Source organism: Candidatus Merdisoma sp. HCP28S3_D10, assembly GCF_052065835.1.
Lineage (GTDB): Bacteria > Bacillota > Clostridia > Lachnospirales > Lachnospiraceae > Laedolimicola.
This window is the reverse complement of the sequence record NZ_JBQHTG010000001.1, coordinates 1,061,477-1,076,145: the sequence shown is the minus strand read 5'-3', so window position 1 is coordinate 1,076,145 and position 14,669 is coordinate 1,061,477. Positions and strand designations below refer to the sequence as shown.

Annotated in this window: 10 protein-coding genes, 1 tRNA gene, 1 pseudogene and 1 riboswitch; all 12 genes and pseudogenes read right to left on the bottom strand. The window is 50.1% G+C overall.

Annotation, left to right across the window (positions count from 1 at the left end; all coding sequences use genetic code 11):
* Window positions 1–329: 329 nt before the first annotated feature.
* The 12 genes and pseudogenes from ACTNCH_RS05035 to ACTNCH_RS04980 all read right to left on the bottom strand — a co-directional run bounded on the left by ACTNCH_RS05035 (window position 330) and on the right by ACTNCH_RS04980 (window position 14,573).
* Window positions 330–418, bottom strand: a tRNA-Ser gene (locus tag ACTNCH_RS05035).
* A 155-nt stretch (window positions 419–573) separates the two neighbouring features.
* Window positions 574–2,463, bottom strand: a complete 1,890-nt coding sequence (locus ACTNCH_RS05030; RefSeq protein WP_441019178.1) for an extracellular solute-binding protein — start codon at window positions 2,461–2,463, stop codon at window positions 574–576.
* Window positions 2,464–2,467: 4 nt separating this feature from the next.
* A complete protein-coding gene (locus tag ACTNCH_RS05025) occupies window positions 2,468–3,307 on the bottom strand; it encodes an ABC transporter permease (RefSeq protein WP_441019176.1) in 840 nt (279 codons plus the stop codon).
* 489 nt (window positions 3,308–3,796) lie between these two features.
* Window positions 3,797–4,885 (bottom strand): annotated as a pseudogene (locus tag ACTNCH_RS05020) (ABC transporter ATP-binding protein); the annotation flags it as partial.
* Window positions 4,886–4,898: 13 nt separating this feature from the next.
* Window positions 4,899–5,432, bottom strand: coding sequence for a helix-turn-helix domain-containing protein (locus tag ACTNCH_RS05015; RefSeq protein WP_440322843.1), 534 nt, complete (start codon window positions 5,430–5,432; stop codon window positions 4,899–4,901).
* A 214-nt stretch (window positions 5,433–5,646) separates the two neighbouring features.
* Window positions 5,647–6,825 carry a phosphoribosylaminoimidazolecarboxamide formyltransferase gene (locus tag ACTNCH_RS05010; protein ID WP_441019173.1) on the bottom strand — a complete coding sequence of 393 codons (1,179 nt, stop codon included), beginning with the start codon at window positions 6,823–6,825 and terminating at the stop codon, window positions 5,647–5,649.
* A gap of 4 nt (window positions 6,826–6,829) precedes the next feature.
* The gene (locus ACTNCH_RS05005; protein WP_441019171.1) at window positions 6,830–7,549 is read right to left on the bottom strand and encodes an IMP cyclohydrolase; all 720 of its coding nucleotides are present in this window, start codon (window positions 7,547–7,549) and stop codon (window positions 6,830–6,832) included.
* Window positions 7,550–7,618: 69 nt separating this feature from the next.
* A riboswitch (ZMP/ZTP riboswitch) is annotated at window positions 7,619–7,698 on the bottom strand.
* A 64-nt stretch (window positions 7,699–7,762) separates the two neighbouring features.
* Complete coding sequence (locus ACTNCH_RS05000; protein ID WP_441019169.1) at window positions 7,763–8,626, bottom strand: S66 family peptidase; 864 nt, start codon at window positions 8,624–8,626, stop codon at window positions 7,763–7,765.
* A complete protein-coding gene (locus ACTNCH_RS04995) occupies window positions 8,623–9,444 on the bottom strand; it encodes a purine-nucleoside phosphorylase (RefSeq protein WP_441019167.1) in 822 nt (273 codons plus the stop codon). Before ACTNCH_RS04995 ends, ACTNCH_RS05000 begins: the two co-directional genes overlap by 4 nt.
* Before the next feature lie 32 nt (window positions 9,445–9,476).
* Window positions 9,477–10,205 carry a lysophospholipid acyltransferase family protein gene (locus ACTNCH_RS04990; protein WP_441019165.1) on the bottom strand — a complete coding sequence of 243 codons (729 nt, stop codon included), beginning with the start codon at window positions 10,203–10,205 and terminating at the stop codon, window positions 9,477–9,479.
* A gap of 16 nt (window positions 10,206–10,221) precedes the next feature.
* Window positions 10,222–12,999: a hypothetical protein gene (locus ACTNCH_RS04985; protein WP_441019163.1), complete on the bottom strand. Its 2,778-nt coding sequence runs from the start codon at window positions 12,997–12,999 to the stop codon at window positions 10,222–10,224.
* 56 nt (window positions 13,000–13,055) lie between these two features.
* Window positions 13,056–14,573, bottom strand: a complete 1,518-nt coding sequence (locus ACTNCH_RS04980) for a glycosyltransferase family 39 protein (RefSeq protein ID WP_441019161.1) — start codon at window positions 14,571–14,573, stop codon at window positions 13,056–13,058.
* Window positions 14,574–14,669: the final 96 nt, after the last annotated feature.

The window sequence follows — 14,669 nt, the reverse complement described above, 5'->3', positions numbered from 1 at the left end:
CCCGTATTACTGTTAAAAGGTGTTCGTTCTTATTACTAAGAATCGAACTGTTCTTGAATTCATTCTCTTAGAATTTTCAAGGTTTACACTGTTCAGTTATCAAGGTTCGTTCTGTTGTCTTTGTCGTTCCTTACCGAAGCGACTTGACTATTTTATCACATTCGTTCTCGTTTGTCAAGAACTTTTTTAACTTTTTTGAAGAAGTTTTTTCAGCTCTTGAAGAAGAACGTTTCCGCCACTCTTGAAGCGGAACTTGTTTATCTTATCATACTCAAAAGTGTTTGTCAACAACTTTTTTCAAGAATTTTTAATTTCTTTTTGATAAGAAACGGAGAAAGAGGGATTTGAACCCTCGCGCCGGGATTACCGACCTACACCCTTAGCAGGGGCGCCTCTTCAGCCTCTTGAGTATTTCTCCTGAAGTTCATTTCTTTCGATATTCACTTCGCGTCAAGTCTGACGCATAGGTTATTATACTTGATGGTTTCCTGTTTGTCAACACGTTTTTACACTTTTATTACAGAACCTTATAAATTTCTTTTCGTATATATAATAGAAAGAAAAAACGAACTTCTAATTTGCGTTGCTGGCTGCTATTTTCACCTTGCTCCAGAGATTACCGATGAGCTTCCGGGTCGCGTCGTTAAACACGAATACCTCGTCCTTCGGATATCCCACCCGGGGCAGGTACGCGTTGATTCCTTCGTAGTCGCCGCCTTCTCCGGACAACACGTCCAGAACCTCCTGATTCGGCGAGGTATAACCTACATAGCTGGAATTGTCATAGGCGTAATCATAGGAAGTGACAAAATTGATAAACTCGTGGGCCAGCTCTACGTTTTTCGCGTTGGCAGGAATTACCATGGAATCGTACCACAGGTTGGTTCCGCTCTCCGGCAGGTAGTAGCCCATGTTCTCATTTTCTGCCATAATGTAAGCAGCGTCGCCGGAATAGCATAAGGCAAGGGCTTTTCTTCCCTGGGCCATGTTGTCGATAACCTCGTCAGTTACGATTTCCGGCTTCATGGTCTGGACGCACTCCACCAGCCACTGATAAGCCTCCTGAAGCTCCGCCTCATTTTCTGTATTCATGGAATAGTCCAGAGCCTTCAGAGCCATCATGAAGGAATCCCGCTCGGAATCGTAGAGATAGATATCTCCCCTGTACTTGGTATCCTTGAAGATATTGAAGCCCTCCCGCTCCAGATCCTCCTCGCTTACCTTGGTTTTATCGTATACGATACCTACGGTTCCCCAGAAATAGGATACGGAATACGCGTCGTCCGGATCGAAGGCCGGATGCTTCACCGAATCGGTGATCTCGTCCATACAGGTCAAAAGCTCCGGCTTCAGTTTCTGCAGATAACCCTCGTCCATCAGACGCTGAATCATATAATCACTGGGAATCAGTACATCATAGTTTTCCTCATTTGCCACCTTGATATACATCTGCTCATTGGAATCGAAGTATTCCATGGCGACAGTTGCTCCGGTTGCCTTCTCAAAATCCGGAATTACATTTTCTCCCATATATTCACCGGGCATATAGACCGACAGGGTCTGTCCCGCATAGGGAAGATCCTGACCGGCGGAACCGATTTTCACCAGACAGATCAGGAGAATCACAGCGGCTGCCGCGCAGCCTGGCAGTACAAAACTCCTTCTGCCCACTTCGTCCTTCTTCTGCCTCTTCGCCATCAGCATGGACACCACGTTGATCAGCACCAGCACAACGGTGATAATGATAACCACCAGCGTCGATACCGCATTGATACTGGGATTGATCCGCTTGCTCATGGTGTAGACCACGATACTCAGGTTCTTGACGCCGCCTCCGGTTACAAAATAGGAAATGATAAAATCATCTACCGACATGGTAAACGCAATCAGCGCGCCGGAAATGATACCCGGCGTAATCTCCGGCACGATGACGCGGATCAATGCCTGCCAGGGCGTAGCACCCAGATCCATAGCCGCGTCTGCCAGATTGGGATCCAGGGATCGGATCTTCGGCATGACGGAGAGCATTACATAGGGAATACAAAAAGCGATATGGGCCAGCAGCATGGTGGCGTAGCCCTTTTCGATTTTAAAGGTAATAAATAGCAGCATAAAGCCGATAGCCGTCACAATCTCCGGATTCATCATGGGGAAATTATTGACCTGATCCATTACGTCCCGGAGGATTTTCTTTGATTTACTCAGGCCGATGGCGGAAATGGTTCCCACTGCCGTGGAAATCAATGTGGCGATAATCGCCACCGTAAAGGTGGTGTACAGAGCCTCCATCATATCCTTGGAGTCCAGCATATGCTGATACCAGCGCAGGGAAAAGCCGGTAAAGGCCGTCAGGGATTTTCCTGCGTTGAAGGAAAAAATAATCATATACAGGATCGGCAAATAAAAGAAGGCAAGGGTCAAAACCATCAGGATTTTTCCAAAAGTACGTTTTCCTTTTTTCATTGGTTTACTCTTCCTCCTTTCCGCCACGATTACGTTTCTCCACCTTACGAACCGCCATCATCATTACCATCATAATGACTGCCATAATCATGGAAATGGCGCTGCCGAAGTTCCATTCTCCCACGGTAATAAACTGGTTCTCAATCATATTTCCGATGAGGAAATACTGTCCGCCGCCCAGAAGCTTCGGGATAAAGAAGGAACTGACTGCCGGCAGGAATACCAGAGTAATTCCATTGATGACGCCGGGCAGGGACAGGGGCAGGGTTACCCGCCGGAAGGTCTGCACCCGGTTGGCTCCCAGATCCGCGCTGGCCTCCAGAAGAGACGGATCCATCTTACAGAGGGCGGTGTTGATCTGCAGCACCATAAAGGGCAGGAAGTTATATACCATACCCAGAAGCACCGCGCCCTGTGTATACAGAAGTTCTGTATGACCCAGGCCGAAGATGCCGAGGATACGGGAAATCAGTCCGCCCTCGCTCAGAAGGCCAATCCAGGCATAGGTACGCACCAGCATATTGATCCACATGGGAATCGTAATGCCCAGCACCAGGATATTCTGGACACGCTCGCTGCTGCGGGCGATAAAAAACGCAATCGGATAGCCCAGAAGCAGGCAGATGATCGTCGTCTTCACTGCTATCCAGATGGAACGCCAGAGGATTATCAGGAAATCCGGGTCGGTAAAAAATCTGACGTAATGATCCAAGGTGAACTTAAAGGACACAATGCTGTTGCCCTGCTCTGTCACAGAATACATAGCGATCAGAAACATCGGCATAACCAGCATCAGTGCCGCCCATACGATGTACGGGACTGCAAGCTGTGAAAATTTCTTCATTTAGAACAGCATCCTCTCCATAACATGAATATCCTCCGGGAAGAATGTCAGGCCGACCTCCTGACCTACTTCCGAATAATCGGTGGTGTGAATCTTGAACTCCCGTCCGGTGGTCCAGAAGGTAATCGGATAGCTGCCTTCCTGGATATGCTCCGGATCGAAATCGTAGTCTACGCTGACGTCCACGCTCTGGTTTTCGTCGCTTAATTTCCAGCCCTGCGCGTTGGCCCAGGTCTTGATATCCGTATCCAGAGCCTGAGACTCCTGGATCTCGTCCACGGTTCTGGCAAAGTTGAAGGCCATAACCGCCTCGTTTGCCTTCTCATTTTTTACAAAGGGCTGATTTACCACGTAAATCATACGCTCGATGGTGGTTCCGCCTGCTGCCGTAAAGCGCACCGGATACTCGCCCAGCTCCTCCTTTACGTCGTACTCCACCTTATGAATGGAGATATATTCGTCAGTCTCCGGATTCCACGCCTGGGCGTTGGAAAGGGCGATCACCTCTTTGTCGTCCAGATTCTTCACGTCCTCCACGTCCACATAGAAGTTGCTGGCGCTCATCTTCTCCCTGCCGTCGGCGCTGGTTACGTCCTGATTGCTGATCACATGCATATTGACCGTGACGCTGGTACCGGGCACCGTCTCCACGATGATCTCATAGTGCACGCCCTTGAACAGTACGCTTAAGACCTCTCCGGTCATTTTGCCATCTTCCACCGGCACGATATCGATATCCTCGGGACGGATAACCACCTCCACCGGCTCGCCCTGCTTAAAGCCAAAGTCTACGCAGTCAAAGGTAATATCGTCAAAGCGGACCTTATAATCCTCCTCCATCACGCCGGGAATGATATTACTCTCGCCGATGAAGTTGGCTACAAAGCGGTTGGTGGGCTCGTTGTAGATCTCCTCCGGCGTTCCCACCTGCTGGATTTCTCCGTTGTTCATGACCACGATCTTATCTGACATGGTCAGGGCCTCCTCCTGATCGTGGGTTACGAAGATAAAGGTAATTCCGACCTCCTGCTGAATCCGCTTCAGTTCGTACTGCATTTCCTTGCGGAGCTTCAGATCCAGGGCCGCCAGCGGCTCGTCCAGAAGCAGCACCTTCGGCTCGTTGACCAGCGCCCGGGCAATGGCCACACGCTGCTGCTGTCCGCCGGACAGCAGAGTGGTGTTTTTATTCTCATAACCCTCCAGGCCGATAAGCTTCAGCATTTTCATGACCTTCTGATCGATGATATCTTTACTCATCTTCTTGATCTTCAGTCCGAAAGCGATATTTTCGTATACGCTCAAATGGGGAAACAGGGCGTATTTCTGAAATACGGTATTCAGCTCCCGCTCGTAGGAGGGTTTCTTGCTGATCTCCTCGCCGTCGAAGATGACGCTTCCCTCGTCCGCGTCCAGGAAACCGCCCAGAATCCGGAGCAGAGTCGTCTTTCCGCAGCCGCTGGGTCCTAAAAGAGTGACAAATTCCTTTTCATTGATGTCCAGATTGACTCCCTTCAGAATCACCTGGCCGTCAAAGCTTTTCACAATATTTCGAAAGCTTATCAGTGTATTCTGTTCCATAACACATCTCCTCCTAAAACATGGGGGGTGTGGTGATCCACAAGATCTTTGCGTCACTCTTCCCATGATTGTATAAATAATGACTTTCGGTACCGTCCAGATAGAAGGTCTCCTGGGCCTTTATTTTGTATTTTTTGCTGCCGCAGACCAGCGTTACGCTGCCCTTCTGCACATAGCCGAATTCCTCCCCGTCAAAGGCGGGCATTTCCTGACTCTTTTTTCCCGGATGGAGGGTCAGGAGAATAGGCTCCATCTTATTCTTCTGGGCATTGGGAATCACCCATTCGATACAATAATCCGGCTGCTCGTCCACAAAAAACTCCTGGGTGGAAAAAACCACCTGCTTCTCCGGCTCCTCATGGAAAAACTCAGACAGATTGGTTCCCAATGCTTCCAGGATATCCTCCAGGGTAGCGATACTGGGAGCCGTCAGGTTCCGCTCCACTTGGGACAGAAACCCCTTGGTCAGCTCGCTGCGGGATGCCAGATCCTCCAGGGTCAGCTCCTTCTGCTGACGCAGCTCTTTCAGCTTTTTGCCGATATCCACGGCGCACCTCCTGTTTTCTTATACTAAACTTTTTATTTAAAATTGCAAAATCATTTTACATTATACACAGTCGCCCGAAAAATTCAATAGTTTTAAACAATTTTTTTAGTAATATCGAATTTCCATATTTTTTCTGTGGCCGTTTTTGCCCGTAAAAATGCCCCCGGCTTCATTTGAAGTCGGAGGCGCTTCTCACTTGTGTATTTTTCTGAAATTAGTGGTGGAACAGACGGATTCCGGTAAATGCCATTACCATATCATACTTATCGCAGGTCTCAATAACCAGATCGTCACGGACAGATCCGCCGGGCTCCGCGATATATTTTACGCCGCTCTTTTTCGCCCGCTCAATGTTGTCGCTGAAGGGGAAGAAGGCGTCGCTTCCAACGGTCACGTCCTTCATCTGGGACAGCCATGCCTTCTTTTCTTCCTCGGTGAACACCTCCGGCTTTACCTTGAAGACCCTCTCCCAGGCGCCGTCTGCCAGTACGTCCATGTACTCGTTTCCGATATAGACGTCGATGGCATTGTCCCGGTCTGCCCGGCCGATTCCGTCCGCGAACTGAAGTCCCAGTACCTTGGGGCTCTGACGCAGGAACCAGTTGTCCGCCTTCTGGCCTGCCAGACGGGTACAGTGTACACGGGACTGCTGGCCCGCGCCTACACCGATGGCCTGTCCGTCCTTTACAAAGCAGACGGAGTTGGACTGGGTGTATTTCAGGGTAATCAGGGCGATCTTCATGTCGCGCTTTGCGTTTTCCGGAAGATCTTTATTTTTTGTCACGATATTGGCGATCAGCTCGTCGTTGATGGGAAGCTCCTGACGGCCCTGCTCGAAGGTCACGCCAAAGACCTCCTTGTGCTCCAGGGGAGCCGGCTTGTAGTCGGTGTCAATCTGAATGACCACATAATTTCCTTTTTTCTTCTGCTTCAGGATCTCCAGCGCCTCCTCTGTGAAGCCCGGAGCGATAACGCCGTCGGATACCTCTCTCTTGATGATGGAAGCGGTGTCCTTGTCGCAGACGTCAGACAGGGCGATAAAGTCGCCGAAGGAGGACATACGGTCCGCACCTCTGGCTCTTGCGTAAGCGCAGGCCAGGGGAGACAGGTCTCCCATATCGTCTACCCAGTAGATTTTCTTTAAGGTATCGTCCAGCGGAAGACCCACTGCTGCGCCTGCCGGGGATACGTGCTTAAAGGAGGTGGCTGCCGGAAGTCCGGTGGCTGCCTTCAGCTCCCTGACCAGCTGCCAGCCGTTGAAGGCGTCCAGGAAATTGATGTAGCCGGGACGGCCGCTGAGCACGGTAATAGGAAGGTCAGATCCGTCTGCCACGTAGATACGGGACGGTTTCTGATTGGGGTTACAGCCATATTTCAGTTCCAGTTCTTTCATTTCCTTAGTCCTCCTGATTTTTATTTTTGATGACGGTCTCGTATTTTCCTGTGGCAATGTCGATGTAGCGCACAAACAGGGATACCTTGTTCTCCGGGTTCAGGTTGTTCCAGAGCATATTGGTGAATTTTTCCATATCGTCCGGAATGGCAACCAGCTTGGGCTCGCCCTCAAAGCTGGGGAGCGGATTGCCGTCATGCAGATAGGTGTGAATGAAGTGACCCTCGCCTGCAGCGCAGTTCTCGTAAGAGAAGGTATAGCGGTTGCAGCATGCGGGATCGCCGTTGTTGCTCTTTAAGATAGACAGGGAGTAGCTGTATCCGCCGTTTTCCAGCTCCATCAGGCCTGAGATCCGCGGGGTATAGTTGGGGGCGTCCGGCTCAAATTCCCGGCTTCTTAAGGACTGCTCAAAGGTCAGGCCCTTCTCCATTCCCTCGTAGACGGTGTCTGTCTGGTCGCCGTTGGTAACGATGGTTCTGTGTCCCAGTACCCGGACCGGAGCGTAGATAATCAGGCTCGGATCCGTCAGCTTGGAAGGATCATAGGCCTGGGTGCGGATGCCCTCTCCCTCCTCCACGAAGATACGGTTGCGGCTGTTCTCACTTCTTCCCATGATAAAATAAGCTGCTACCGCTTTGGTTCCGTCCTCGGAACGGCCCAGTACGATACCTCTTCCGGGGTATGCGTTTTCCTGAAGCTCCTGTGCCAGTGAAATCATTTCCATTACTTTTTCCTCCTGCGAAATGCGATCTATAAGGCCTGAAACGAAAAGGAACCGATCCATCCCAGGCTTCTTCTCTGCCCAGACGGTCGGCTCTCAAACCCTTATACTCCCTGTGGTAAACTCCACTTCCGTCAGTTGTATAAGTTAGCTTTAACATAGCATTTCCGAACGGGGGTTGTCAAGCCCTGCGCCCGTTTTTTCTAAGAAGGATTGTCATAAGAAATGAAAATGCTCTCCGACACGGACGGCCAGCGCGTCTTTTCCGTGGCCAATCTGCCGGGTTTTCAGAATCGGAAGCTCTGCTCCTGCGTAATGGCAGGCCAGCTCCTCTATGGTCGGGGAACAACTCCTGTCCTCCATCTCCGTAAAGGTGCCGAGAAGCAGGGCTTTTATCTGCCGGAATACGCTAAGCTGCCTTAGCTGGCTGAAATACGTAACCATCTTCGGAACGCCGCCGCTCCAGGACTCCAGAAGAAGAATTTTGTCCTGCATATCCGGCCAGTATTCCGTCCCCGCCAGCTTTAGGAGACAGCGGATATTCCCGCCCACCAGGGTGCCGCAGAGCTCCTGCTGCTTCTGTCCTTTTTGCACATATTGGCAGGAAATTTGAAATAAATCCGATTGTTTCTGTAATATTGTATTTTCAAAGGCCGGACGGCGGAAGAATCCGCCGTCCGAAACAAGATTCCGGGCCTGATAAAGGACGGAAGACCTGCCGGTCTTCGCATAGATGGCATTCAGAATCGTGGTCAGATCACTGTAGCCCCAGAATTCTGCCCGGCTTTTCCCGATCACCTCGTAATCCAGATAAGGCAGAAGCTCATTGGCCAGATCACCGCCTGACAGATCCAGTATCGCCTGTACCTCCGGATCCCGGTAAAAGCTCATCAGAGCTTCGGCCCGTTCTTCCACAGTACCGCTGAAGACAGAACAGAAAACAGGATCTTTTTCATAGAGGCAGGGACTTACGCAGAGCGTGAAGCCCAGCCCCTCCAGGTATGCGCAAAGCTCCTCCACGCTCCCCTTTTTCCGTACTTCCAGACCATTTGAACAGGCCACCAGCGCTATTTTTCTCATATTCCGGTCACCACAGCTGTCACCAGCTCCTTAAACTGCTTCGCCACCCGGTCTGCCGTTTCCTGTACCTCTGCATGATTCAGCTCCCTGGCCGACATACCGGCCGCCAGGTTGGTGATACAGGAGATTCCGCAGATCTCCATTCCCATATGACGGGCCGCGATTGCTTCACAGACGGTACTCATGCCGACCGCGTCCGCGCCCAGGCTCCGAAACATGCGGATCTCAGCCGGGGTCTCATAGGCCGGTCCTGTCAGCTGGATATAAACGCCCTCCTTCAGGGGGATGCCCAGCTTTTCCGCCTCTTTTCTTACCACCTGACCCATACGGTGGCTGTAGACCTCGCTCATGTCCGGGAACCGGGGTCCCAGCTCCTCCAGATTCGCCCCGATCAGAGGACTGGGTACCATGGAGGAAATGTGATCGGTAATCAGCATAAAATCTCCCGGCGCGAAATCAAAGTTCATGCCGCCTGCCGCATTGGTGAGCAAAAGCTTTTTAGCGCCCATCATACCCATAAGACGGGTGGGCAGCACCACTTCTTCCATGGAATAACCCTCGTAGTAATGAACCCGACCCTGCATGATTACCACCGGAACCTGATTCACGTAACCGAAAACAAAACGTCCTTTATGTCCGGGTACGGTAGACACCGGGAAGCCTTCGATCTCCTGGTAGCTGACCTCAGCCCGGATATCAATGCTCTCCGCGTAATCACCCAGACCGGATCCCAGAATCAGCGCCACCTTCGGTTGAAAATCTGTTTTCTCCCGAATACATCTCATACAGTTCTGCAATTTTTCCAGTGCTTTGCTCATAGACATACCCTCCTTTGCTTATAAATGAAACCTTATTTCATTGCCGCTTCGTTTTCTTGTTCCGCAATGGTTTTTACGATCCGATCCCGCACCAGCTCGGCGATGGCATTGGTCTTCAGATCCTTGTACTCCTCGTAGAAAATCGGCTCCAGAAAATGAACCTGAACCGTAACCGGGGCGATACTGTTCCGATCAAAGGGCTCAAAGGCATTCAGAAGGGCCACCGGAACGATGGGAGCCCTGGCCTTCACAGCGCATTTGAAGCTGCCGCCCTTGAAATCCCCCACCTGATTTCCATGTTTCGATCGGGTTCCCTCCGGGAAAATCAGATAGTTCCGCCCGTTTTTGACCTCCTCGGTCACAGCCAGAATCACCTGCATGGACTGACGTACATCCTCCCGATCCATGATTTTCGCCTTCATGATCCGGAACACCTGCTTCAGAAACGGCACGTCCTTTACTTCTTTTTTTGCCACCACTGAAAAGGGCTGATCGCAGGCTTCAATAATCGCCAGTACATCGAAGAGTCCCTGGTGGTTAGGGAAAAAGACAAAGCTTTCCCCTGTGGGAATATGCTCTCTTCCATGTACGTCGATTTTCACCCGTCCTCCCTTATTGGCGTGAAGGGTGATTTTTTTCAGCAGCGCGTATTTCTCCGGCTCCGGAATCTCCTCCGTATGCTTTGCGAAATGACACAACTGCCACCACCAGTATGGTACAAAAGGCAGATTATACAATACCATCAAAATAATTCTTCTCATCTTTATTTTCTTCTCTTTATCTTTCTGTAAGCTTCAGCGTCTCAAACTCTGTCTTTATCGAAACCTGCTTTCCTGCCAGGCTGCCGCTGATGAAATCCAGCATCATGGACTGAAGCTTATCGGAATAGCTCCAGTAGGGGCTGGTAGTCAATGGAATCAGAAAGCTTCCTTCACTTCCGTCAAAGGTAAAGCGGTGAGCTTCTTTCACGCCCTTCCCCTCATTCATGAAGTACACCACGCCCTGGAATTTCAAAGGATCCCCGGATCCGCTTTCGTCCCTGACCGTAATCCGCAGGAAGGGAATCTCCGAGCCGTCCCGATTTTCTGGAAAGGCGTAGAGAAAATAGTTTTCCTCGGCATTCAGAATATACCGATCATCGCCCAGTTCCGTGGCGTTGGTGTCCAGCAGGCTCCAGTCTATCTTCAGCGCCTCCGTCTCCTGCTCCTTTAGAACTTCATTGCCCCAGGCTTTCGGAAGCATTTTCAGATCCTCGATGTGCTGGAGCTTTCCAAACTCCTCGTAGGCCGGTTCAAACCGGGCCCGCACCTCGTCGTCATTGGTCAGGAAAATGATATTCTTATACTTGCAGGGCGTATAGTGCTTCTGCAGATACTGGTACATGTAGTAATTTCGGGTACTTAGGGATCCGGAATCATGCTGCCAGGCAGGCGCCACGATCAGGATTTCCGGCTGCTTTTCCTGCAGCACCTCTATTGCCCGGGTCTGCATCACCCGGTTGTTGGTGTTGTAGGTACTGCTGAAGGGCATCAGGTTTTCCTTATTCAGGATATTGTAATGGGACAGCTGATTCGTCATATCCACAACCTTCTTATCCCGGCAAAGATCATTGACCAGGGTATTCAGGTTCATCAGCTCTTCCTTCTGCTTTTCCGTAATGTAAATGTTGCCAAGGCCTGGGATGCCCGTCTCCTCCACGGTGGCATAAGTATAATCGTCGCTGATCGTATCCCGCTCGAACACCTTCGCGGGCATGGTCAGAAGATTGCTTCCCCTGGTTACCACCGTCGTCAGGAACAGAAGGGCCATCATACCCGCCGTCCACAGAGAAAAGCGTTTTTCCAGAGAGGGCAGGAAAATCATCAAAATCAGAAACAGGCTGCAGATGGTGGTTACGATAATCCCCCGCTCGCCAAACTGGGTCCGCACGAAGGTATAACGCACGATCACCAGATTGAAGATAATCAGGAAAAACAGAGCGTACAGGGCAAGCTTTTTCTCTTCTCCTTCTTTTCCTGCCGGGAAAATCAGGGCTGCCAGAAGGGAAAGTCCGAAGCCAAAGGTGGCGTACCAGACAAAGGGACTTGCAAGCTCCTCCCGCAGAATATCCCCGGTGGTTTCGAGAATCGCCGCCGAATTTTCCACAATATATCGAAGAATCGCGAAAAACATGGGAATAAAGCAAATTCCCAAGATCAGAAGCGGAATATACCAGGGCAGAATTTTCCGCCGCACTTCTTTTTCATTCAGGCGGAAGAAGATTTTCCAGCCCTTCTCATGGAAGCACTCCCAGAGAATCATAGGCAGGGTCGCCAGGGCGCAGGCTCCGCCGATGGAGGAATTCCAGGCGATGGACAGGATCGAGATAAAGGTCCAGCTCCAAAGCTGCATGGAAAAATCCTTCCGCATTTTTTTTGAAAATACGATCACGATAAAGGGCAGCGCAAAGGCCCAGCGCACGTAATAGTATTTGTCTCCGAACAGGGAGAACAGCAGCACGCAGAGAAGCCCCAGCAGCTGATTGTCGATAAAATAGTAGAACACCGCCGCCGTCGCCATGGCGATGAGGACGCAGCCCACGGTCATAGCCGGTTCAATGGACGCATAGGTTCCGTCAAATAACAGCTTTCCCACTGCCGCCTGGAAATAATCGCAGACTCCGTGGATCGGCATGGTATTGATATAGGGCACAATGCCGTAATTCAGAAACTCATGCAGCGGCTCTGAAATCTCTCCGTAATGGTACATCTCCAGGGGCGTGCCGGAAATCGTTCCGTTTGGCAGCGTCCAGGAGGCGAAAACCGCCAGGGAGAGGAAGGTCATAAGGGAAATGGTCGGCCGCAGATTTTCTTTGCGCTTACGGAATAAACGCCCATTGTATCCAATTGCAAGCCAGAAGGCCACATTGGAGACCATCGCCATGTTTTTTCCCCGGTATAGCTCTATCACTTCTCCGCTCCGGATATAGGTAAAAGAATGGAAGAGTAGGAACGCAAGCGGCAAAAAACACTGCATCCATTCAATCCAGCTTTTCCGTTTTTTCGGATCTTTTCCACATTTGTAGTTAAAAAACAGGAAGATACCCACAGCGAGCAGAGTTATACACTGGACTATGGGGAAAAGTTTCTCCAGCCAGGACTGCATCCCAAATATTTCTTTCAACAGACCGCCCCAGAATATAGCAAGGGTAAACTGTGAAAAGATTACCAGAAAGCAGGCGTCCTCAAACCACCCATAGCTTTCACGCTGCTTCGCCGTATATTCTTTTGTCCGATCAAAACTGCCGCAAAGCCGGCTCCATTTCTTCGAAAGCAGAGTCAGAAGCACCGCGTACAGCAGAAAAAAGCCCAGCAGACTTCCGATAAACAGATTGGCCAGAGTCATATCCCCCTGCTTATAGTAGGCGGTCCAGGTGGTATAGCCTGTGACAAACTCCGTATATTCCGGCATCCGCTGATACAATACCCGCATAACCAGCCAGCACAAGAGGGCGGTGGACGGGATCGTCAGCAGGGCGGAAATGACGCATATTTTCTGTGAAAAATATTTTTTCATAGTCTAAAACCTTTCCTATTTTTGCCCATGTTTCCAGGGTATTCCTTTGGTTTCACTTACTTTTCTTTCTTATGGCTGTTCCATTTTCTCATCATTCCCGCCAGTCCTGCGGCCGCGCCCGGAAGCATACAGACGAAATACGGGAAGATATACTGGGATTTGGCTTCCCAGATGGTGTGGAACAGAAATCCTCCCAGAATCACCATGGGCAGAAAAAGCTCTGAAAGCTGCCACCTCTTTTTCCCGTTTCTGCTATTCAGAAGTCCTGCGAAAACGGAAGCAAATACCAGAAGCTGGAAGAAATTCATGTATTCATTCAGCACACGGTACAGCTTGCCCTCATAAATACTCTGGACAATGGTGGAAAATTCTCCGCTGTGAAACTGGTTGACCCAAAGAGCCTCATAGGTGGGCTCGTTCCACTGGGATATGGTTTTTTTCAGATAAAACCGGCCGGCATAAACCGGATCCCTTTGAAATTTATCCAGAGCCTCCCCAATGCTTTTCTTCGCTATGGCATCGCTGATCTCCGGATTACAATCCGAGTTTATGTACGTATCATAATTAAATCCGTTATACCAGCCCTCGGCGCGCTCTCCCTCCTGTATCCCCATGGCTACCCAGAGGGATTTTGGCATACCGCTTTCAATCGCAAGACCTGAGCGGGTCTCGTAAAAAGTAGTCAGGCTTTTACTTAAGAGCAGCGTCATTCCGAGCAGAATCAGAACTGCCGGCAGACTTTTTCCTCTTTTTTTTACCCCATCATACAGAAGCAGAATCACCAGCGCCACCAGAAAGATACTGTAATTATTCTTCACCAGAATGGAGATTCCGATCAAAATTCCGGAAAGCACCGCATAGCGCCATGTTCCATATTCCAGGAAAAGAAGCAGCGCGTAAAAAGAGCCCAGTGCGAAGAACAGTCCCAGCATGATTCCATAAAGGAACGTGCTGTACAGAATGATTTGGATGCATCCCATGGACGCCAGCAATACCAGCCTGTCCGCTATCTGATCCTGATAAAGCCTGTCCGTAATTTTATAAAGCAGGTATACAACGCCTCCATTTGCCAGGGCTGTCAGGTACATAAAAGCTTTCCAGTTTTCTCCTCCGGTCAGCCGGTACAGGGCCTCCAGAATTGCGGAAAGTCCCAGCTGGTTCGGATAAATCTGCATGTATTTTCCATGCTCAAAGAACAGAAAATTATTCTGGCTCATCAGGTAGGACACCCAGGAAACCGCCATCTGATCCGCTTCCGGATAGGTGTGGCTCACCTGAATCCACAGGATGCTCATACCGATCACGAAAAGAACTGCGACAGCCGCCAGGGCCCTTACTGAAATTTTCTCAAATATCTGTTTTTTATATGCCAGATACAGAATTCCTGCCATAGCCGCCAGAAACAACAGGTTCACGGGAATCCAATCCATTCTGTATTCCGGTCGCTCCCCATAGGAGGAATCCGGGGTAAAATATGTGGTGCTGACAAGACTGGCTACGGTCAGAAATCCAAAAAGCAGGATGGACAGCCAGAGAACGACTCCACCGGCCGCCCGTAATAATTTATTTTGCATACAATCTCCATTTTCCACAAAAAAATTACATTGAATTCTCATTACCCGGAAATGGTATAAGAATTCAATGTAATTATAGTATAAAGCCTTTCTTTT

Bases quoted from the DNA above. Each gene is read 5' to 3' on its own strand.
- ACTNCH_RS05010 (WP_441019173.1), bottom strand. From the start codon at position 6,825: ATGAAAGAACTGGAACTGAAATATGGCTGTAACCCCAATCAGAAACCG.
- ACTNCH_RS05025 (WP_441019176.1), bottom strand. From the start codon at position 3,307: ATGAAGAAATTTTCACAGCTTGCAGTCCCGTACATCGTATGGGCGGCA.
- ACTNCH_RS05005 (WP_441019171.1), bottom strand. From the start codon at position 7,549: ATGGAAATGATTTCACTGGCACAGGAGCTTCAGGAAAACGCATACCCC.
- ACTNCH_RS04990 (WP_441019165.1), bottom strand. From the start codon at position 10,205: ATGAGAAGAATTATTTTGATGGTATTGTATAATCTGCCTTTTGTACCA.
- ACTNCH_RS04995 (WP_441019167.1), bottom strand. From the start codon at position 9,444: ATGAGCAAAGCACTGGAAAAATTGCAGAACTGTATGAGATGTATTCGG.
- ACTNCH_RS05030 (WP_441019178.1), bottom strand. From the start codon at position 2,463: ATGAAAAAAGGAAAACGTACTTTTGGAAAAATCCTGATGGTTTTGACC.
- ACTNCH_RS04985 (WP_441019163.1), bottom strand. From the start codon at position 12,999: ATGAAAAAATATTTTTCACAGAAAATATGCGTCATTTCCGCCCTGCTG.
- ACTNCH_RS05000 (WP_441019169.1), bottom strand. From the start codon at position 8,626: ATGAGAAAAATAGCGCTGGTGGCCTGTTCAAATGGTCTGGAAGTACGG.
- ACTNCH_RS04980 (WP_441019161.1), bottom strand. From the start codon at position 14,573: ATGCAAAATAAATTATTACGGGCGGCCGGTGGAGTCGTTCTCTGGCTG.